This is a genomic window from Pseudoalteromonas sp. SG41-1, from assembly GCF_014164575.1.
In the GTDB taxonomy this organism is placed as follows: Bacteria; Pseudomonadota; Gammaproteobacteria; order Enterobacterales; family Alteromonadaceae; genus Pseudoalteromonas; species Pseudoalteromonas rhizosphaerae.
The window spans coordinates 227002-249664 of sequence record NZ_JACJFL010000001.1; the positions used below are offsets into that span (position 1 = coordinate 227002).

Annotated in this window: 14 protein-coding genes; 3 read left to right on the plus strand and 11 right to left on the minus strand. The window is 41.3% G+C overall.

Going from position 1 to position 22663, the window contains the following annotated elements:
• Nucleotides 1-137: 137 nt before the first annotated feature.
• Nucleotides 138-1151 carry an endonuclease/exonuclease/phosphatase family protein gene (locus tag H5203_RS01015; protein ID WP_182819212.1) on the minus strand — a complete coding sequence of 338 codons (1014 nt, stop codon included), beginning with the start codon at nucleotides 1149-1151 and terminating at the stop codon, nucleotides 138-140.
• Nucleotides 1152-1385: 234 nt separating this feature from the next.
• Here H5203_RS01015 and H5203_RS01020 point away from each other — a divergent pair, with 234 nt between their 5' ends.
• Together H5203_RS01020 and H5203_RS01025 are read left to right on the plus strand one after the other, a co-directional pair.
• Nucleotides 1386-2648 (plus strand): valine--pyruvate transaminase, encoded by a 1263-nt coding sequence (locus H5203_RS01020; RefSeq protein WP_182785154.1) that lies wholly within the window; start codon nucleotides 1386-1388, stop codon nucleotides 2646-2648.
• 401 nt (nucleotides 2649-3049) lie between these two features.
• Complete coding sequence (locus H5203_RS01025) at nucleotides 3050-4249, plus strand: Nramp family divalent metal transporter (protein WP_145233113.1); 1200 nt, start codon at nucleotides 3050-3052, stop codon at nucleotides 4247-4249.
• A 25-nt stretch (nucleotides 4250-4274) separates the two neighbouring features.
• Here H5203_RS01025 and H5203_RS01030 read toward each other — a convergent pair whose 3' ends face one another.
• The 10 genes from H5203_RS01030 to H5203_RS01075 form a co-directional block, all read right to left on the minus strand.
• A complete protein-coding gene (locus tag H5203_RS01030) occupies nucleotides 4275-4679 on the minus strand; it encodes an MAPEG family protein (RefSeq protein WP_145233112.1) in 405 nt (134 codons plus the stop codon).
• Between the two features lie 115 nt (nucleotides 4680-4794).
• The gene (locus H5203_RS01035) at nucleotides 4795-5658 is read right to left on the minus strand and encodes a PhzF family phenazine biosynthesis protein (RefSeq protein ID WP_145233111.1); all 864 of its coding nucleotides are present in this window, start codon (nucleotides 5656-5658) and stop codon (nucleotides 4795-4797) included.
• Nucleotides 5659-5822: 164 nt separating this feature from the next.
• Nucleotides 5823-6689: a CARB/PSE/RTG family carbenicillin-hydrolyzing class A beta-lactamase gene (gene blaCARB / locus H5203_RS01040; RefSeq protein ID WP_182819213.1), complete on the minus strand. Its 867-nt coding sequence runs from the start codon at nucleotides 6687-6689 to the stop codon at nucleotides 5823-5825.
• 135 nt (nucleotides 6690-6824) lie between these two features.
• Nucleotides 6825-8798 carry an exodeoxyribonuclease V subunit alpha gene (recD, locus tag H5203_RS01045; protein WP_182734284.1) on the minus strand — a complete coding sequence of 658 codons (1974 nt, stop codon included), beginning with the start codon at nucleotides 8796-8798 and terminating at the stop codon, nucleotides 6825-6827.
• Nucleotides 8795-12415, minus strand: a complete 3621-nt coding sequence (gene recB / locus H5203_RS01050; RefSeq protein ID WP_182819214.1) for an exodeoxyribonuclease V subunit beta — start codon at nucleotides 12413-12415, stop codon at nucleotides 8795-8797. Before recB ends, recD begins: the two co-directional genes overlap by 4 nt.
• Entirely contained in the window at nucleotides 12402-15710 is a 3309-nt protein-coding gene (recC, locus tag H5203_RS01055) for an exodeoxyribonuclease V subunit gamma (RefSeq protein WP_182819215.1), read from the minus strand. Before recC ends, recB begins: the two co-directional genes overlap by 14 nt.
• A gap of 167 nt (nucleotides 15711-15877) precedes the next feature.
• Entirely contained in the window at nucleotides 15878-16942 is a 1065-nt protein-coding gene (locus tag H5203_RS01060) for an alkaline phosphatase D family protein (RefSeq protein ID WP_182760883.1), read from the minus strand.
• On the minus strand, nucleotides 16939-18066 hold the full coding sequence (locus tag H5203_RS01065) for an alkaline phosphatase family protein (RefSeq protein WP_182757597.1): 1128 nt from the start codon (nucleotides 18064-18066) through the stop codon (nucleotides 16939-16941). The genes H5203_RS01060 and H5203_RS01065 overlap by 4 nt, the downstream gene beginning before the upstream one ends.
• A gap of 66 nt (nucleotides 18067-18132) precedes the next feature.
• A complete protein-coding gene (locus H5203_RS01070) occupies nucleotides 18133-20502 on the minus strand; it encodes a TonB-dependent receptor domain-containing protein (RefSeq protein WP_182777665.1) in 2370 nt (789 codons plus the stop codon).
• 367 nt (nucleotides 20503-20869) lie between these two features.
• Entirely contained in the window at nucleotides 20870-21913 is a 1044-nt protein-coding gene (locus tag H5203_RS01075; protein ID WP_182819216.1) for an alkene reductase, read from the minus strand.
• Nucleotides 21914-22058: 145 nt separating this feature from the next.
• Here H5203_RS01075 and H5203_RS01080 point away from each other — a divergent pair, with 145 nt between their 5' ends.
• The gene (locus H5203_RS01080; protein WP_145233102.1) at nucleotides 22059-22640 is read left to right on the plus strand and encodes a TetR/AcrR family transcriptional regulator; all 582 of its coding nucleotides are present in this window, start codon (nucleotides 22059-22061) and stop codon (nucleotides 22638-22640) included.
• Nucleotides 22641-22663: the final 23 nt, after the last annotated feature.

The following is a 22663-nucleotide window of genomic DNA, read 5'->3' on the forward strand; positions in this document are numbered from 1 at the left end:
AGTTAATGCACTAATTATTAGTGATTTTTTAAAACAGCAGGATAAAAGAAAGGGAAAACATCAAGGCACCTACTGAGCGCCTTAATACTAATTATGTCAGCGGCAGATTAGCTTACAATTTATAGTAACAAAACCCGCTACGACCTTAATGCTAAGCTAATCAATACCACGCCATGATCGGTGCTTAAATCATCACGCTCAAATTCAGGGTTAATTAAATGACGATCGTAAGTATGGTACTGGCTCACCTCAAAAAAGCTGTCGTCGTAACTTGAGTCAAACTCGCAAGACAACAAAATGTAGTCAAGCACTGAGCTGCTCGCGCCAAAATAATGGGTAGGCTTTCGCTTTAAATCCACTGTATTTTCATTACTTTGATTAGCCAAATTTAATTGCGACCTTGCAAATAACTGCCATGCGTCGTTAAGGCAATATTTTGCAAGGTAAGTGTTACTGTCAAACGTGGGGGCAAAGCGCAGTGTATTTGTTAGTAAATGGCTTAAAACGCCATCAGCTAAGTCGTTGTTAAAATCGCCCATTAAAACCATTGGATTTTGTGTAGATTCGCGGCGCGCAATGATGTCCATCATCAGTAATGTGGCTTCACTGCCGCGCTGAATAGTTGAGCCCCAACTCCCTGCTATATCGGCTTTTAATAGCTCGATAATATTTTTTTCGGGTGTGAGGTCTTTGTTTTGCTCATCAAGCTCTATCATTGAGCGCTTAGACTTAAAATGCACCACATAACAATCCGTGTTGCCGATATGCGGTAAGGTTATTGTAGCTCTAAGCACCTTTCGGCTAAATGTAAAATCCTCAGTTAAACCAAGGGTTTCAGCAAGCTCATGGTCATGCTCAACACTTGCCACTTCAGCAATTGGGTATTTTGCGGCTATTGCCACAACAGGGCGTTTGTAAATAAAGTCGTCGATTACCTGGGGCTCATCTACCACGGCAAAGTACGCATAACCTTGCTCTTTAACTAATTCTTTAAGCGACTCAATACTAAATACTTCTTGAAAACCAATCACATCAGGCTGATGCTCGGTTAAGTAATTAATAAGCCAACGCTGCTTTTTAGCCCACTGCTCTGCGGTGTATATGCGTTCAAATTCATAATAAGCATTAGGCGGCTCAAGGTAATTAAACAAGTTAAAAGTGGCAATTTTAAGAATCGTATCAGTAATAACCGAATCGTCTGCTGTGGTGTTTAAAGGTGTTTTAGTGTGTGATTCAAGGTTGCTGATAAGGCTGCCCTACTTAAAATATGAAAAACGATTATAGCGGGTTATGGCTATAGTAATCTAATCGGTGAAAATTTTTCAATATCAAATTCATAGTGTTAATTTACACTAACTTATCATTTTTTAAGGCACACGGTCATTATGGATTACTCAAACTTCGGCACTAAATTTACTCAACCTAATGGTATTACTCAGTTAATGGAAGATTTAGGCGATGCTAAAAACAGTAACAATCCAAATATTGTTATGCTCGGTGGTGGTAATCCGGCCCTAGTGCCTGAGGTTAATGATATTTTTATCAATGAGTTACAAAAGCTTGTTGCTAATAATACACTTTCCAACGTATTTGGACTTTACGATGGCCCAACGGGTAATGATGCATTTCGTGCAGCTCTGGCCAAGCAACTAAAAAGTGAATACTCATGGGATTTAACCGCAAATAATATAGCGCTTGGTAATGGCAGCCAAGCCAATTTTTTTGTGTTATTTAATCTGTTAGCTGGAAGTATGCCTGATGGAAGCCATAAAAAGGTTTTATTTCCGCTGGCACCTGAATATGTAGGCTATGCAGATCAAGGCTTAACTGACGATATGTTTGTAGCAATAAAGCCCGATATCGAAATTTTAAATACTGAAAGTGGCTCAAACCAATTTAAATATATTATTAATTTTAAAGCTGTTGAGCAAGTATTAGCAAGCGACAGCAGCATTAGCGCACTGTGTGTATCGCGCCCGACTAACCCAACAGGCAATGTCATTACTGATGAAGAAGTACAGCATCTCGATTTATTGGCTAAGCAATATAATATCCCACTGATCATTGATAACGCCTACGGCGACCCATTCCCTGGGTGTATTTATACCGACGCAAACTTAACCTGGAACTCAAACATTATTTTATGCATGTCACTTTCAAAGCTTGGCCTACCGGGTTTGCGAACCGGTATTGTAGTGGCTAACAATGACATAATTAAAGCCATTGGCCGTGTGAATGGCAGTATGGTTTTGTCGCCGAACAGTTTTGGCCCAAGTTTAGTAACGCGCCTTATTAATGAAGATGAACTCCTTCCGCTGTGTAAAAATTCAGTGCTGCCTTTTTATCGAGAAAAAGCACAAACAGCAATGAACTTGTTTGATGAAATATTTGCCCACCTCCCCGTTTACTTACACAAAGTAGAAGGCGCATTTTTTATGTGGCTGTGGTTTAAAGAGGCAAAAATAACCAGCGAACAACTTTACCAAAAGCTTAAAGAGCAGGATGTTTATATTATTCCCGGGCATAATTTTTTTATTGGTATTGATGATGCTTGGGCACACAAACACCAGTGTATTCGCATTAATTATGCAACCGATGCCAGCACTTTGCGAAAAGGCTTAGAGGCCATTAAAGCCGTGATGGCATGAATTGATATTTAGGGCATTCAAACCCTTTGCGTGAATACAGTGCGTGCAAAGCGTTTATAGTGCCTATAGTTATTGGCATAAACCTGTGAACAATTTAAGGTTATTCAGTCATCCTCTAAGCCGTTAAATAAGCCCTAAACTGAGGTAAGCGGTTATTACTTTTATTTGTTGATTGTATTAATTTTGTGCAAACGCGCCACACCCCCTTTAAATTTATATATAAGTTGGTATGCTACGCGACCTTTTTTAACATATGATTATCATCAAAAAAGGGTTTGCCAAGGGGCGGCTATCGCTGCAAGGCACTTAATATAAGTGGCAGCAATAATACAGGCATCGCGTTATAAAACGTTAGATGTAACTTTAAATAGCAATATACAAAAGTACTATTAAGGTCAATTATGCGATTAGGACCAGGACTACTCGTCACCGCTGCCTTCATTGGACCAGGGACTATTACGACTGCCAGCGTGGCAGGTGCAAACTTTGGTTTTGCACTAATATGGACATTACTGTTTTCAGTTATTGCCACCATATTATTACAATCTATGGCGGCGCGCCTTGGCGTAGCCACCGGGCAAGATTTAGCGCAAGCGCTAAGAGCTCACATTGAAACGCCCCTATTTAAATCTCTCGCTATATTTTTAGTGATCAGCGCCATTGGAGTAGGCAGTGCCGCCTATGAAGCTGGCAACCTTAGCGGTGCCAGCATGGGATTAATTGAAATATTCCCTCATGTTAATGCCCAGCTTTGGACGCCACTCATTGCATTTTTAAGTGCGGTGTTACTTTACAGCGGTAAACACAAAGTCGTTGAAAACGCGCTTATTTTATTAGTGATTTTAATGAGCCTAGTGTTTATCTCTACGTTAGTTATGGCTGCTCCCTCGCTGAGTGATGTGTTAGCAGGGTTTATTCCTAGTATGCCAGAGGGTTCAATTACCACGGTATTGGCATTAGTGGGCACCACCATAGTGCCGTATAACTTATTTTTACACTCAGGTGTTTTAGCTGCAAGACACGACAGCAAAAGTGATAAGCAAAAAGTTATTAAGCAAACTAATGTAGATACGGGTGTGTCTATCACCTTAGGTGGCGTGATCACGCTGGCAATTTTATCAACCGCGTCAGTGGCATTTTATGGCACAGATGCAGGGCAAATTAGCGCTGCCAACATGGCGGTACAACTTGAGCCATTACTTGGCGATGCCGCCCATTACTTTTTTGCTATTGGCTTATTTGCAGCAGGTTTAACCAGCGCAATAACAGCTCCCCTTGCCGGTGCATATGCAGTATGTGGCATGTTAGGTTGGTCAAATAAAATGGATAACACCCGCTTTAAAAGTGTCGCGATTATTATTTTATTATTTGGTGCAGCCGTGGCGTCTCTGGGTTTAGACCCTGTTGCCGTGATAATTTTTGCCCAAGCAGCTAATGGCCTATTACTGCCTATTGTCACCACTTACCTTGTGTGGCTGGTTAACCAAAAATCAGTAATGGGCAAATACACCAACTCACTGCTGGTAAACTTACTTACTTTACCGGTGTTAATGCTTATTTTTGGCCTAAGTGGTTACAAGCTGTTTAGTTTGATTTTTTGATACGTTTGCGAGTCTTTCCACCTTGTTAACTGCTCATTTTTTCAATGCTATACATCACCCACATTGCGAGTACTGCGATGAAGTTAATAGTAAAAACACTTCCTCGCAGCCTGATGTTTGAAGTGAATATTTGAACGCCACTGTGCAACACTCGCCCAGCGATAAAGACCCAAGCCAGCAAATAATAAGCTGAACTAATTGTTGAATCAGTAGAAATTAAAAGCACACAAACCAGATGAAAAAATACCGGCCACTCGAATTGGTTGCTCAAATTAGCGCTGAGTTTTGGCTGTATAGATTGAAATGGATTAGAGCCATCCGCTCTTTTACCAAGCCCCCATACACTTGGAGCTCTGGCAATAGTGAGCAAACCATATAGCACAACACACAAAATCACGTGCGCGAACATGGGCAAAAATATAGTATTCATTTCACACTGAGTCCTTTAAAGTAATCTAACCTTCGCTAAAACAAGCTTCTTCAACATAGAATAAAAACAGTCAATTGTACGCTATTGTCAATTACTAGGCTTAAGAGAGTAGCTGTTATACGGCGACTATTACTGAGCCTATACTATTGGCAAAACCACCCACCTTTACGCTGTTTATTATTGAATTGTTAGACTCAACAGATGCTGTAATTATTGAATGGCAATTCATAGCCCTACCTTGTTCAAAAACATATTCACTCCCTAACTCAGCAAGATGCTCGGTAAGGTAACATGCTAAAGCCCCACAAGAGCTTCCTGTTGCTGACTCTTCAGAAATACCAAACAAAGGAGCAAAATTACGGCAGCTGGCTGTATGTTTACTTTGCACTTCACAAAGCTCAAAAACATGAAAGCCAACAAGGTTATGCTGTTTGCAAAAATCAGCGATACGTTCATCGTTTGGCTCTATTGCATCTAAATAGCCATGAGGAACAGCAATAATGACATCGGCTAGTCCTGTTGAGATAGCTTCAATAGGTAAGTTTGTGCTTTCAAGTATATTACTTTCAATACCTATCACATGGGCAATTTCTTGATATGAAAAACCAGCTATTTTTTCAGGTAATTGCTGCTCCATGACAACCTTACCATTTGGTTCAATACTCACAGATAACATGCCAGCCTTGGTGCGCTGAACATAAGTGCCCGCAGTAAGCATACCTTCTTGGAACATAGTAGAAAAAGTAGCTAGCGTAGCATGACCACAAAAATCAACTTCTGCTGTTGTAGTAAAAAAAGACACCTCAAAATCAGCTTCATTATCACTAGCAACAAAAGCCGTTTCTGAATACCCGACAACTTGAGCAATTTTTAATTTTTGAGCATCTGTGAGCCTGTCAGCATTAAAAACAACGCCTGCAGGGTTGCCACCTTTGCCATTTACTGTAAACGCGTTTACCAAAGCAACTTCAATATCCACCTGTACCAACTCCCTCTATAACGAGCCTTAAGAGTGACTCGTTTTATTTATCTTTTAATCCATCAACCATAGCCGAGTTGCTATTTTGATTCAATGGTTTAGCTGTTCTGGGAGGATCATCAGACTTTACTCTTTATCCATGAAAGACCTCAACGTTAGCTTTATCAACGAGACTGCGATGTATAAACTTTAAAAATGGAGTTCCCTAGTTTAGCGATCACCTCATTGCGTTCTTTCATTGAGACCTCAGTTTGCGCTATGTAGATGCTAATTATGATCGGTGATTGATGTTCACTCCATACTACAGCTGTAATGCTTCGAGCACCAAAGCCACCAGCCCCGGAACGATCGGCTATGTTCCAACCTTCAGGCAACACTGAGCGCAACAAGTTACCAGTTACTTGGTTATTGACCATCCATGTTTTTAACTTTTCTTGGCTCATTGGAGAAAGTGTTGAGCCGAATAATAGCTCATTTAAAGTGTTTGCTATTGATTTAGGAGTCGTTGTATCCCTTAAGTCTCCTGGTATTCCTTCATTTAAATCGGGCTCAAAACGGTCTAAGCGAGTTTTTTCATCCCCTGTGTGCCTTACAAAATCAGTTATGCTTTTTGTGCCCCCTACTGCATTTATGATGATGTTTGCCGCGGTATTATCACTTGTTTTCATGGTTGCAGAGCACACATCATCGAGGGTTATTGCTTGTCCTACATACTTTTCTATAACCGGAGAATACGTCACAAGATCTGTCTTTTTAATTTTGACTGTACTATTAAGATTAATATCCCCTTGCTCAGAGTCATACAATAACTTTGCACAAGCAATTGTTTTAAAAGTACTTGTCAAAGGGAAGCGTTCATCACCTTTGTAATCCCAGTATTCTCCATTTTTAGTATCAAGAACCGTTACCCCTATCCGGCCCGAAAGCGTCACTTCTATTAACCTAGCTTCTTGCTCCACTTGTTGAAATTTTGGGCTATGTGAAAATGCCACAAATGGTATTAAAAGCAAAATAACCAATAAAGAATTCATCTATTTAATCCCATGATTCTGATTAACCAGCATTTTATATAAAAGCATCTGTGACAACAAAAAAGCTAAAGCTTGACCTACATGATAAATTTAACGGGGTCAGATCAAGCAGCTTAAAACTTAAAGCTTTCCCTTTCAAAGCTCCACCAACCTCTCATACAATCCTGATGCCCTGCTGACTGATTTATTCATTGCCATTAACAACACTTTTTTATCAGCCACCAGCTCGAAAGTGTTTTTAGCGCGGGTAATGCCGGTATAGACTAACTGGCGGTTGATGCCGGCAGTTGCTTGGTTTTGTGGTGGTAGTACCATAGCCGTATAGGCAAACTCTGAGCCTTGTGATTTATGAATAGTCATTACATAAACGGTGTCATGGGCAGGTAGTCTGGCTGGTGAAAATGCCCGTTGATTGCCCTGCTCGTCAATAAATATGGCTTTGAGCTGGGCACTGTCGTCGTGCATTAAAATCCCAATATCTCCATTAAATAGTTTTAGCTGATAATCGTTTTGCGCAATCATAATCGGCATGCCCAAATAATGCCGCTGATTTGAGTTTACATTAATCAATCCTTGCTGGCTTAATTGCGTTTCAATGCGTTTATTTAAACTATGAACGCCGTAATCGCCTTCGCGTACTGCGGCTAACAACTGGTAGCTGGCAAAGGCTTTATGTATGTCTTGTACGCTCGCGTGTTGTTTAATTAAATTAAGGTACTGAGCGTATTTACTGGCGGCGCTTTGTACTAGTTTATCAATCGGTTTACTTACAATGTCATAGTCTAAAATAACGTCTTTAAATTGGCCGCTGCTCAGCTCTTGCTCTACATAATTGAGCTTGCCGCTGTTATTGGTATTAACCGCTAATGCTAATTGCCCTATGCCGCTGTCGGCAGTGAAACGGTAACTGTGCTGTAAAAACGCGATACAGTCGGCCAGTTTGAATTGACTATTACCTGCGACTAATTTGCGCTGGTTATTAAAGCATAAGCTGTTTAGTTCAGCGCAACGCGCCTCTGAATAACTTGGTGTTTGGCCAAGCACTAAACCTTGGCATAAATCGCTCATTACACTGCCGGTATCAACCGAGGCAAGCTGGTCTTTGTCACCGAGTAATATAAGTCGCGCATGCTCTGGTAAGGCCTCAATTAGTTTAGCCATCAGCGATAAATCAACCATCGACGCTTCATCAATGATCAATACATCTAAATGCAATGGATTACTGCGGTTATGCCTAAACTTATTAGTAAACGGTTTTACCCCCAGTAACCGGTGAATCGTTTGCGCGCTTTCTGGGATCAGCGGCGTAATAGCAGCGCTTATTTTATCTTTTAACTGTTGTTTTGCCCCAAGGATTGATTCACTTAATCGCGCAGCGGCTTTGCCTGTCGGTGCCACCAACTTAATACTCAGTGGGGCATTTTGATAAAGCGATTGTAAAATTGCTAGTAGCTTAGTCACGGTCGTGGTTTTACCTGTTCCTGGGCCACCGGTAATAACGCTAAAGCCTTTGGTTGCTGCCATCGCACAGGCAACCTTTTGCCAATCGAGCCCTTGCTCTGGTGCATCTTGTTCGGGGAAATAGTCACAAAGTAACTGAGTTAACTTATCGCTATCAATATCGAGCTTACGCTCACTCATTAACAACAATCGTGATGCCAGTGTTTGCTCATAACCGCTTAGACGTGCAAAATAAAGTCGTTGTTCAAGTAACTGTAACGGTTTAGTCTCCCCGACACTAGGATGGTTTTGCAAGCAATTAATTGCCTCTGCGGTGGTAAATGTGTCGCTAAACGGGCTGAGTGTGTCAGGAATTATGCCCGCTAGTTTGGTAAAATCACTTTGCCGTAAATTAAACGGATTACGCCAATCTACCTGCGCTAAATCTAAACAGCTGTGCTGACTTTGCTGCGATAAACAGAGTAATAAAAGCAGTGAATAAACGTCGTTTGGTTGTTGAGTTTGCTCACTGCTACACAGTAATTCTGCCAGTTTTATATCAACCATTCGTAGCCGGTTTTCGCTAAGTAGGTAATCAAATAATGGCACTATTTGTACGTCGTTCGTCGCTGCTGTTGCAATGGCTGTATTGGTATCTAACACGCTCATAGCATTGCTCCTTGGCTATTTTCGGTTGCCTCATCTATGCTTTGGGCAACCCTGCCTTGACTAAAAAGCCCATCTAAAATAATAACTTGCTCGGCGGTCAACTTTTTAAAGTACACACCTTTTCCATCTGCCATACCACGTAAAAAGGTGTAATATACGCCACCTAAATGCTGCTCAATGCTGTAATTGTTGATCCGTTGTTTTAATAACCGATGCAATGCCACGGTGTAAATTAGATACTGTAAATGGTACTGGTGGCTACTCATAGCTTGCTCTAAATGCTCTTGCTCATAATCAGTAGGCTGATTGCCTAAAAAGTTAGACTTATAATCCAAAATAAAATACTGCTCGTTATGACAAAATATTAAATCGACAAACCCTTTTAATAAGCCTTTTACATCATAAAAATCGAGCCTACTTTGATTAAAACCAAAGTGCTTAATCAATGTTTCATTCAAGCCTTTTGCCGTTAAACTGGTAATTGGCAGATTAAACTCCATTTCAACCAAACAATCCCGTGGCGTTAATTTACTTAAACTTAAACCGTTTTCATTCAATGGGCAGTTTAACGCGGCAAGCACCCATTGCTCAGTTGTTTCTTGCCATTGCTCACTAATATGGTATTTGTTCAAGCTACGCTCAACTACCACGCTTAGGTTTTGCTCATGGTTTGTGGGGTGCTGCTCTGGGCTGGTGAAATCTAGTTGTTCAAAAATCTCGTGTAAACAACTACCCGGTTTTGCCCCCTTGGGAAAGCTATAAGGTGAGCGAATATCGTCTTGTTGCGTTGCAAACTCATCTTTTTGATGATCTTCGTCGCTGCGCCCAGGTTCTAAATGCTCGCTATGACTTTTAAAACTCAGCGCACTAAAACTGGTGGTGCGCCAATCACGTTCAATTTTAACTTTAACCTTATTAACACTCACACTGTGACTTTGTGTTTGGCTTGATTGCAGTGATAATGCACCCTGCTGAGATAACTCTTCCCTAGTAAACTGTTGATAGCTCATGGCTGGTTTGTCTGCACAAAACTCTTGTAAATGCGTGCGCCACACTAAACTACTGGTGATATCAAGTCCTGCAAATAATACATGCCCTAAGGAGCTACTTTGAATTGCCAACCGACTACTTTGTCCTTGGCCTAGGTTATACATACCAATTGCGCAGTAATGAACGGCGCGAGTGAGTGCAACATACAATAACCGTAAATCTTCAGCTAGGCGTTCTTGCTCCGCTTTTTGTAACGCATCGTCATTTTTACTGAGATCGTAAATCAGCTGGCCATCTTGATGATACAACGCATCTTTCGTTTCACGATACCCGCTGGCAAATGGCATAAATACCAGCGGGTATTCAAGCCCTTTTGAAGCATGCATAGTGACTATTTTTACCAAATTGGCATCACTCTCAAGGCGTACTTGCACGGTTTCACCATCTTGTTGACTTACTTGCTGCGCAAACCAACGCAATAACCGTAAAGTACCCTCTAGCTCGATTTGTTTTTGCTGTAGGATCTCGCCTAAATGACGAAAATCGGTCAGCCAACGCTCAACGTTGTAACCCAGCCCTTGCCATTTCGCGCTTAATTGATTGTGACTGAGTAAGTGCTCAAGCATAGCCATAGCACCTTGTTTGTACCAAATAGAGCTCAAGTAAGCAAAAAAGTTAAGATGCTCTTGCCACTGTGCTTCATCATCAGCCAAGGCATAAATGTCATTATAACTTAAGCAAAATAGTGGCCCAGCTAACACGCCGCGCAACAGTGATTCGTTGTATTGGCCATGTAAAGCCGATAAAAAATTAAGTAAATGATGGCTCAGCTCTTGGCTAAATACACTCTCACGGGATAAGTACACGCTCGCAATTTTGGCATCACTGAGGGCTTTTTTCATAATTTGCGCTTCAACCCGATCACGCACCAAAATACAAATATCTGCCGCCGTGACTGGCTTATTCGCAATACACGCACGCCCTTGCTGTGCTTGCTCAAGTAAGATCACTATTTTATTGGCAAAATAGCTAGCTAAATGTTGCTGGCCAATGCCTTTATTAGTTGGTTTATTTTTTTCATCTGCGGCGCTATCTGCAAACACACAAAACTCAAAGGCGGTGGCAGGTTGGCCATCAATTAAAAACGATTTATCGGCTTTTTTACCTTGTGCCGCCACGCGATTAAACGGGATCGCATCGTTATAAATAAAGCTGTTATCGTGTTTACTAAACAGTGCATTGACGCTTGCAACCACATCGCTACTGGAACGAAAGTTAGTACCAAGGGTAAATTGCTGCTCCTTTGCCACTTCGTGTTTAGCACCAATGTACGTAAAAATATCCGCGCCCCTAAAACCGTAAATAGCTTGTTTAGGGTCGCCTATCATGGCAAGCGTTGTGTTTTCTTGGCTATAAATTTTACTAAAAATACCGTACTGAATGGGATCAGTATCTTGAAACTCATCAATCATCGCTACCGGGAACAACTGCGCTATTTTTTCTGCCAGTGCTGCGCCTTGCTCTGTATTGAGTGCACTGTGCAAATTAGTTAATAAATCATCAGGAGTTATAACGCTTTGCTCTTGCTTGCGTTTTACAATGGCTTGTTTAACCCAACTTGCCGCATGTTGCACAATAGCGATTGCCAAGCCTTGATTAACGGTGTTAACAAGCTTAGCCATTTCATCAAACTGGCTAAGCATTACATGACTAAACAAAGGCTGATTTTTTTTATAATTAGCTTCGTCACTGAGGTTTTCAGTACTCCATATTTCATAAGAGTACTTGTTTGTACCAAACTCAAAAAATAGCTCATCACCTTTACAAAATGCCTCAAGCGCTGCAAGGCTGCCTTTACGTGCAGGTGTTTTGGCACCACTTAAGCCAGAGCTTTTTACAGCTGCAATAAATTCGCTATCAAGGCAGGCTTTTTTAAAGCTCGCGACTTTACCAAGATATAGCTCGCGTGCTTGCCACACATCATCTAGTTTTATTTGCGGAGTAACCAGCGCATTGCCTTTATTAAGTATGTTCGCCACTTTACTAAATAACGCTTCAGGGGCAGCAAATACCTCTAAAATTGCATCAGTTTTTTCTTTATTGAGTGGATATACAAACACTCGCCAAAAATCTTTAATGGTTTCAAGCAAGATCTCTCGTTGATCTAAAATAAACTCCAAATTAAACGCCACACCAGACTCAAACGCATGCTGTTTTAACATTCGTTGGCAAAAACCATGAATGGTGAATATTGCTGCTTCATCCATCGATTTAGCGGCGGCATCGAGCAAATCAAATGCACGGTGTTTATCATCGATTGTGGCGATCACAGCATTGATCAGCTCATCCTCTGTTGCTTGGCCAAGCAGTGCATCACGTGCTGCTATAATACGAGTGCGCACACGGTCTTTAATTTCTTGGGTGGCGGCATCGGTAAACGTAACGACCAATATTTGTTCAACACTCAACGGAGTATTTACGGGCGATGAGTGTTGTTGCGCGATTTGCATGCCGAGTAAATAACGTAAATATAAACCTGTAATAGTATAAGTTTTACCGGTGCCTGCACTGGCTTCAATGAGACTTTGCCCAATAAGCGGCATCGTAAGTGGATTAAGCGCTTGCATGGTCACTCTCCTTTGCATGTGCAAATAACGGCGCAAGTAGCATATCGCACCAGCGTATAAATTCCTCTTGGCACTCATTCAACGATTGCGTTGTTAAGCGAATATAGGGGTTCTCGCCCTCGCCTCGGCCAATATATTGTGGGCTAAATTTGCTCATTGCTTTGCCAATATCGCCACCACTTTTTACGTACTCATAGCCACTCACAGGAAAAAACGCCACTGGTTCTTTAAGTAGCGCGTTATATAAAGTAAACCAATCTTGCAACAGTGCTTGGGCATCTGCTTTATCCAAAGCTGCAAAAGTGATTTGTTTATCAAGCCCAAGTAATACAGTTTCTACATGTTGATCCACGCACTGCGCAACAAGGTGATATATAAAGCCCTTGATGAGATCTTTTGCCTTGATACTGGCACTGCGATAAAACACTTGTTTGTGCTGATAAAGATGATTTAACCAGCCTTCAAGCTCAGTACTGTTGTTATCACTGTGAAGTGTTAGCGCAACTTCAATCGGTTCATTTTTGCCGCCCTTGATGTGCTCTTTAACTTGCCCTGCCAGTGCATCAACCCGGTGCTGCATTTTCTCAAAGATTAAATCTCCAACATGCGCCTGCGGTAACTCGCCTCGTTGCAGTATTTGCTCACGACTAAGGGGCTGCTCAAAAATAGCCGCTTCGAGTATTTCGTCGAGATAAAAATAACGCTGCAGTGCGTCTAAACTAAATGGCTCTTCATCTTTAGCTACTTCGTTAAATTGTGCTAAACGCAACCCTAAACTTTGCTGATAAAAACTCTCTTGTGCATTGCATACGCTGCGGATAAACATATCCAGCTCAAGATGTTCAGGTGCGCTGACCTCAAGCGCCGTCAGTGGCTCTGGGATTATCGCCTGAGCGGGTAACCAAATTGGATTATAACTGTGATTGGATTGCAGCGTATTAGTGGTATCTGCCTGATAATTTAGGCTATTAAAAGGCTGTAAATGCTGTTTATTGATCAAACACTCAGGCAAGGTTTGCTCACTTGGCTCAGCAAATTTGAAACTGCGGCCAATGTATTCTAGTAATTCACTCACTAAGGTTGATGGCATACGCGGTTGATTATCAAAACATGAACGGCCAATATAGCTCATGTATAAGTTATCACGGGCACTGAGCAGCGCTTCTAAAAATAAGTAACGGTCATCTAATTTGCGCGATCGGTCACCTTTTTGCTTTTTCGAATAAGGCACTAAATCAAAACCAATCGGCTGCACAGTTCGTGGGTAATCGGCATCGTTAAGCCCTAACATACACACCACTTTAAATGGCACAGCACGCATTGGCATTAGCGTACAAAAGTTCACTTGGCCGACTAAAAAGCGTTGCCCTACACCTTTTTCTTGAATGCCTTGTTTAATTAAATAACTCACAATACGCTGCGACACTACTTGCGTGTAATCGCCATTATCATGGTGCTTTTGCAGCTCTTCGAGCACCTTTTGCAGTACCATTAAATCCCAGCTATCGTCGCTTTCGCTCTCGTAAATAGCCGTTAATAGTTCACTCAGGATAAGGGTTTTATTAGTTAGCGTGTCGTCTGGGGTGAGCCTGTGTTTAAAGTGTTGCAATACATCAATAAAATGCACTAATTTATTGAGTGTATCAAGTGCCATCCCTTCCACTTCATCAGCGCTATATATGCCATTAAACGGGCATTGTTCATCACGTTGGGCGATACCTAACAATAAGCGGTTTAAGCCATGTTGCCAGGTATTTAATTCTATCGCGGGTAAATCAAAGCTATGCTTATGCTCGGCGTTTATTCCCCACTTGACGCCAACACGCTCAAGCCAATATTGAATTTGCTCATATTCGTGCGCTTCAACACTAAACTTTTCAGCTATTTGCGTCACTTGCAGTAAATCAAGGATATCTGACACACCAAAGCGCGAAAACGGCAGATCTGCTAAACTTGCAAACGAACTAAGTACCGGTTTTTCTTGCTCAATGGCTAGATCGGCTAACGCATAGGGAATAAAACGGTTACCCTGCGCACCACCAAATACCGCTTCGATGTAAGGGCTATAAGTGCCAACATCCGGCATCATTACTATAATATCTTTTGGGGTGAGTGCGGGGTTTTGATTAAATAAATTAAGTAAGTAATCGTGCAAACGCTCAACTTCTCTAAGTGGAGTATGGCAATCACTTAGAGCAATGCTGGTATCGGTAGCGCTTATTGCAAGCTTACCTTCATCGTTTATAAACCATTCTTTATTGTCAGTAAGGGATTCACCTTTAAACGCTAACTGGTAAATTTCGCTTTGAATTTGACCAAGTAAACTGTCGTCAAACACATCAATAAAGCCATCAATCCAGCTTGCGTCACGCTGTACCAGTTGTTCAAAGTAATCACGGCCTAATTTACCCCACGATGATAACAACGGATTACCAATAAAATAGTAGTCTTGCTCTGGCTCACTTTGCTTTTTTTGCTGCGCTTCCAGCAATGGCATTTTGGCGTATTTAGCCGTTATTTTAGCTGCAGTTTTTTCATCAATTAAATCCCCCCAATAATGTTCGCTGGGATTAAAAAAGAATAAAAACACCTCAGTTTTTTTACTCAATGCATCAAACACATCAAGTTGCGAACTGGCAATGGCTGAAATACCAAATAAACTGATCCGCTTTGGTAATAAGCTACTGTCCATTTTATCAAGCGCGGCTAATAACTGCCCTTGCATATTGGCGCGATGAAACTGACTTTGCCCAAGCACTTGACTATGCGCTACTATTTTTCGCCACAGATCAGGCTGCCACGGCGCGATACTAATATCTACATCATCTAATTTATCAGTGCCGCTGTCCCATGTGGCTATCCAGTGCGGACGGTACATTAAATATTGGTCATATACATCGGCTATTTTTTCACATAAAGCAAAGGTTTTTTGACCGTCTGTGTCACCTGCTAAGTAGGTTTTAAGGGGTAAATATAACGGTTCATCAATGCAGTTTGGTAAAATAGCAAATAACTTCCAAGCAAGATTAGGTTTATTAAACGCCGACTCCTTGGGTACATTCGGTAATAGCTGCTGGTATAACTGCCAAATGAAACTCGACGGCAGTGGAAAATCTACCTGTGCTGCCACCCCCAAACTTTCACTTAAACCAATTTTCAGCCACTGCGACATACCCGGAGATTGCACCAACACCACTTCTTTATCAAATGGGCTGCTTAATGGGTTTACTTTTAAAAGCTGATGAAACTGCGCTTGCAGGGCTTCCATACGGTTAGATTGAATAATATTGAGCATAGCGACACTGTTCTTGCTTGAGATAAAAACAGTGTAAGATATTTTCAATTATAGGGGTAGCCATTGTCGCTAATTGGCATTAATAAATCAGCGAGTTAGCACAATAATTAACTCACTTTTTATACGCACAGTATAGCTACTGTCCGTTTTATTTTCTGAGGGAGTCATTATTTATATGGGCTAATACTTGATAAGCTAAATTGGCTTTGCATGATCACATCGCCATCAATGCCTTTTAGCTGGAGTGAAATAGCTGGATCTGTTTGTTGCCAATCAATGCTTAAATCACCGTAATTAACGTCATGTGTGAACTTCCCCACGCGGTGTTTATTAGGACTGACGTTTTTCCATTTTTCAGTAAGGCCTGAGCTGGTCATTTCAATCAGTGGATAATCAAGGTTCTGTTCATACCTTGATATCTCTCCCCAGTGTGTGTCACCACTGATAATTACCACGCCGTTTACTTTGTGTTTTTTAATTAACGCAAATAAACGGTTTCTATCCTCCGGAAAATTAGCCCATGACTCCCAGCCGGTAAAGTCAGGCAGTAACTGTAAGCTCGAAGCAATCAGTTTAATTGCAGCAGGCTTTTTAAGCTCTTGTTCAAGCCATTGCCACTGCGCCTCACCTAACATCGATGCGCCTTTTACTTCACTTGGGCTATAAGGCCCTTGATTATTCGCTTTACGCTCAGTCTTGTATTGTGTTTCACTAACGTGGTTAAGTGCATCGCGGTTCCAACGCAGATCAGGCATGATCACTTGTATCGTGTGCTCACCTTCGCCATACATATACGAGGTATAAATCCCATCGGCACGTGTGCGACGCACTGAACCCGTTGGCTCTTGCCAAAAGTCGAGCATAATTTTCCGAGACTGTTCTTTATGTGGGTACTCTTTACCTGCATCATTTTGGCCAAAATCATGATCATCCCACATGGCAATAAGGGGAGTCTGTGCTTTTAACGTTTTAAAACCGGGCTTAGCGCCTAAGCGCTGATATTTATCGGCAAGTACGCGCATATCGTTGGTGTCGCCGTAGATGTTATCACCCAAAAAGATAAACAAATCTGCCTGCTCTTTATTGATCGCGTCAAAAATCGGAATATCTTTATCTTGATGCCCACATGAGCCAAACAGTATTTTTTGCGGCGTTAGTTTTTGCGGTGTACTTAATACTGAAAAACTCGCAACAATGCTTACCAATGCGGCCGCTTTAATTAAATGCTTCATTTTAAAATCTCATCAATTGCATCCGCCATAGCGGGATTAAGCTGCTTAGGATTTTCGCCAAGTACGGTTAAAATCGTTGCCGCAACTTGTGCTTGTTTGAGCTCTGTTGTTGTTTTTAATAAACCTTGCGGTTTAATATCTGGGCCAATTGCAGCTAACCAAATATGCTCAGAGCCAATAATTCCCTCAGGAAAAGCTTTACGACCTTGCTCCGATTTTGCCATTGCTTGTTTTGAACTATGATGCTGCCAATCATTAGCGTTACTGCCACGGCCATGATCCGTGGTGATAATAAGCGTTGTGTTATTTTTATAGCCAGGTGTAGTCTGAATGGTTTGCCATAAGTCTTTGATAAAAGCGTCACTTTGTTTAGCCGACTGCAAATAGTGATCGTAATGACCATCATGGGCAAAATCATCGGTTTCACCTAAGCTGATCACTAATAACTTAGGCTTTTTTGCCAGCATATAAGCTTTGGCAAAACGATATGTAAAACTGTCTAAACGCACATTATGCCAAGGACTTGGGATCTCCTGTTGTAAAGCATTTAATAGTGGCGCATCGGCAAATAAGTCTGCCTCAATTGGCATAAAACCCGCATTTACATATACGTCGCTGCGTTTGGTATTAACAATAAACGGAAATACATCCCAACTGCCAAATAAGGCGGTTTTATTTTTATAGTCAGCGCGTTGCTCTAATCGCTCTAAAATAGTTTTATTTGGATTTGGCGTTTTATCATTACTGTTAATTGCCTCATCAACACTGCCAGTTAAGATCTCACTGTAGCCTGGGTATGAAAAATACCACGGGTTACTCACCGACATTGTTGAACCATTCTCTCTATCGCCAATTAACACACCGTGTTGAGCAATCGTATTGCTAATAAATGGCATTAACTGAGCTTGTCGGGCGTGTTTGTCATCGCGCCAAAACTGTTGTTTCAATTGCTCTGGCTGTTTAACAAAATCGGGATTTGCTAACAATTTTTTATCGGCGCCGTTAAATACCTCTTGCCAGCGCACACCATCAAGCGTCACAAGTACGACATTATCACTGGCTTTGACAATATGACTTACCATTAATGTACAGCCTATTACGGCCAGTTTAGCTATTGCTTTCATAGTATTCCTATCAATAAAAACCCATCAACAAGGATGGGTTTTGGTTATTATTTTTATAATTAGGGCTTAAAAATTAGCAGTAAATGTAAGTGCTGCAGTTCGTGGTGCACCAATAAAATAAGTGCTGCCATTACCTGTCCCACCCGCTAAATACTGTTTATCTGTTACGTTAGTGACAGCAAAAGCAATATCGATTGATTTAAATGGGCCGGCATTGACGTCTGCGGCATAACCGGCATTGATATCAAGCACGGTATAACCATCAACTTTATTACGTGTACGAGTTTGCTCATCTAAAAATGCACCTAAGCGTTCACCGGTATATTTAGCGGATATACCAAAGCGGAAGTCGCCACTGTAATAATCGGTCGAAAGCACAAACATATCGCTTGGTGAATCGATAACGTCATCGCCTTTTTTAAAGCTTGGCGGTAGCGCTTTTCCGTCTTCATCTTTGAGGATAACACCATCGGCATCGTAGGCACTTGGATCGTGCGATGCGTATTCAGAGCTGTTATTAGTATATGAAGTATAAATATTCCATTCATTTGTAAGCATATAACTTGCTGATAGTTCAATACCTTGCGAGTCAATACCACCTACATTGATGTAAGAGCCATTTGTACCTATCGTATAATCAATCCCGCCGGTATCACTGCCAGGTGCGATAAAGGTGATACGGTTATCAAAGGCAATAGAATAAGCGGTCGCAGTTAGGCTCAAGCGGTCTGCTTTATAACGTACACCAAAGTCGATATTTTCAGCTGTTTCTGGTTCAATTTCTGTGAGTGTAGAACTATCACGCTCCAGCACACCATCTTTAATTGCTGAGAAATTTTCACTGAAACTGGCAAATAACTCAGTGCTGCTAGTTAGCTGGTACAAAGCACCTGCACTAAATAACACATCTGAATCACTGTTTATTTTATCAGAGCGTAGATCTGCAAAATGATCGTATTTTTGTAATTCAACTAAATACTGTTTAGCGCCAAGATTAACTGTAAAATCGCCTAGGCTGATAGAATCTTGTACGTACCACTTAAAGGTATCTGTTTCAAAAGTATTTTTATATTGCGTCCAGTATGGGGTGCTATCAAAGTGATGATACACGCGAGCGTCAATAACTTTATGCCAATCACGAGATTCGTCACGATCAGTTTGCTCAAGCCAAATACCTGCTTCAATATCGTGCATCCCTAAGGTTAATTTATAATCGGCGGTTAAACCTAAACGGTCCTTGTCATAGTGTGTATGGCGATATGACATTACCGGTATTGCCGAATCTGGGTAACACGCCGGATTCAACCCTGTGCCTGAATCCCATGGCCAACTGAGTGTGTCTGTACAATTTGCGTTAGGCGTTAATGGCTTACCTTGGCTATCTGCAAAACCATATGAGCCAGCATTTGTGCCGCCTTCGGTTGTTGGATTACCGTCTTTGTCGACAGGTGATGTTAAATAAGGTGGGATCCAATCACCACGCCCTGAGTTTTTATGGTAATAAGGGCTGATTGTTAATAATGACGAAGGTGAGATTGCGTATTCAAACTTTACGTAACCTAACGCATTTTCACGCAATGTACCCCAACCTTCTGCAAACATTTGGTCAAAGTGTGGCACGCCAGTCCAATTCCAAGTTAGTTGATCCCAATTTGGTGTTTGCGCAAATTGCTGCAAGCTCACACTGTTATAGTTGGTCTCACTTACATCATCATACGATAAACGCCCTGTTACAGTCAGCGCATTAAAGTTAGATACAAATTTAGCCTCAGCATGTTGATTATCTTTACCGCCATTACTGCCATCACCTATCCAGCGGCTAGTATTGGTTTGTGAATAACTCACATAAGCTTGCGTGTTATCAAAGAGAGTGCCAGTTTCATGCTTAAAATAATAACGGGTCGCATCATGGTCACCATTGGTGTAAGCAAATGTAGTTCCTCGCTCAAGGCTAGGATCTTTACTAACAAAATTAAACGTACCACCGAGTGCTTCAAGTGATGCTGAGGCGATATCTGAGGTACCTTGTCCCACTTCAACCGTGGCTAAGTTTTCGCTGTCTAGGTAGCGATTAGCTTTTGCACCACCGCCATAATTAGAGCCGCCGTTTGGAATACCATCAACCGTCATACCTAACTGCTGTTGGTTACCATCGATACTAAAGCCGCGCATCGTAATAGTGGTAGACCAATCATCACCACCAAATGCATCACCTTCGTTAATACTAATTCCCGGTAGGTTATCCATCACCGATAATACACTTGATACCGAACTCTGCTGTTCAATCATTGATTGCTCAATCACACTATTTGCATAGCTCGTTGGTTTTGCCACTACCGTGACTTCTTCTATTTCATTGGTATTTGCAAAGCTATTAGTTGAAAACGCTAAAGCGATTGCTAAGCTTAAAGTCGATCTTTTAGTAAAAGTACGCATTGTTGTCCCATTTGCAATTATTGTTTTGTATACGGGCAAAGTATGGAGGGAATATATGACAAAAAAGCTCGAAAAAATTGACGTAACAGTGACAAATATATTGATTATTTATGGCAACAATGCAGCTTAAACAATTAACATATAAAGATATTATAATTTAAATAACAGTCTATCGCGGTAATATTTGTAGGAAATAGAGAGGGAGTTAAATCAATACGAAAGAGTATTTTTCACAGCATTAGTAACGATTAAAAAGCAATATTGCTAATCGCAAATAAATACCTAAAACGAGTTTGCAATCAACATGTATGGCGTTAATGCAACCACCTACAGAAGTAGGTGGTTTAGTAACTAAAACAAACTACGTTTAAATTAGTTCAGCCAGCATTTCATCACTATACGGAACCACTTCTTCAGCATTTTTGATTTTACTGATGTAATCTGGGTTTGCAATAAACGGGCGACCAATAGCAATTAAATCAAACTTATTGGCGTTAATCGCAGCTTTAGCCGTGTCAAAATCATAGCTACCAACACCCACTAAAGTACCTGAATAAGCTGCACGTAAATATTCTGACGTCGTTTTATCTGCAAGGCTTGCAAAGCGCATGCTATCGTCAAAAATACCGCCATGTAAGTAAGCGAGAGATCGGCTATTCAACTCATTTAAGAGGTAATCAAATACCGCTTTATCGCGGCTATCTTCGCTCATATTAAAGTAAGCACCAGGAGATAAACGTAGCCCAGTTTTATCTGCGCCGATGACATTAATTACCGCATCAACAACTTCAAGTGCAAAACGCGACATATTCTCTGGAGTTTGCCCGTATTCATCATCACGCTCATTGGCTGCATAATGTAAAAACTGATCGATTAAGTAACCATTCGCACCATGGATCTCAACGCCATCAAACCCTGCTTCAAGCGCATTCTCTGCAGCCTTTGCATAATCTGCAATTAATGACTTAATATCGGCAGTGGTTGCTGCTTTTGGGGTAATATAAGTAAGCTCACGCATACGTGGTACAGAGCCTTCAACACCAATCGCAGATGGGGCTAAAACGTCGCCATCAAAAAAGTGTGGATGTGCAACCCGACCAACATGCCAAAGTTGTGCAAACATTTTACCGCCCTGCTCATGCACAGCATCGGTTACTTTTTTCCAGCCTTGAATTTGTGCGCTGGTAAATAAACCTGGCGTATTCGGGTAACCTTGCGCATCAGGGCGAATAATCGTGGCTTCACTAATTATTAAACCGGCTTCAGCACGGCGTGCGTAGTAATCAACCATCGCTTGGGTTGGCACTAAGTTATCGTCAGCCATACAACGCGTTAGCGGTGCCATAAGTATACGGTTTTGTAATTCAATCGTGTCATTAAGCTTAAACGGTTGCAGTAGATCAGTGGTCATTCTTATCAATCCTTATCTTGAGTGTACATTCAAGATAAGGGCGAACAATAAAACATTCAAGTCTATTTTTGAATATTTGTTCAAGATTAAGTAAACTAACCCCATCTACACCTTATAAGTCAAATAGAATGCAACAGAGCGCCCTATGAGAATAGCCGAATTTGACCGTGAATTTGTACTTCGCCAAGCGATGCTGGCTTTTATGCAACACGGTTATGCTAAAACGAGTATGCAAAAATTAACGCAAGTTACAGCGCTTCATCCGGGATCTTTATATGCTGCGTTTGGCAATAAAAAAGGTATTTTTTTAGCAGCTATTGAGCAATATCAGGCTGATCGAAATCAGCAATTTACGGCACTTTTTTGTCAACATAAACCCGTTTTACCAAGCCTACGCCAATACTTAGACTCAATAGTCAACGAGTGCATCAGTGGTGATGCGATGAAAGTATGTTTACTGACTAAAAGTATTAGTGAAGTTGAAGGGCAAGATTCACAGATCAGCCACGTACTGATGACAAATTTAAACGCCTATGAAAACGCCCTCGCCGAACAATTTGAGCGCGCGATAAAAGAAGGTGAAATACCAAACACACGCACAGCTGAGCATCTAGCTCGTTTTTTAGCAATGGGCCTTTACGGCTTGCGAACCTATGCACTGACTAACCGCTGCGAACAAGATCTAAGCCAACTCGCCGACGATTTATACCACGCAATGTGTAATTAATTTTTAACTAATCGACATTTTGT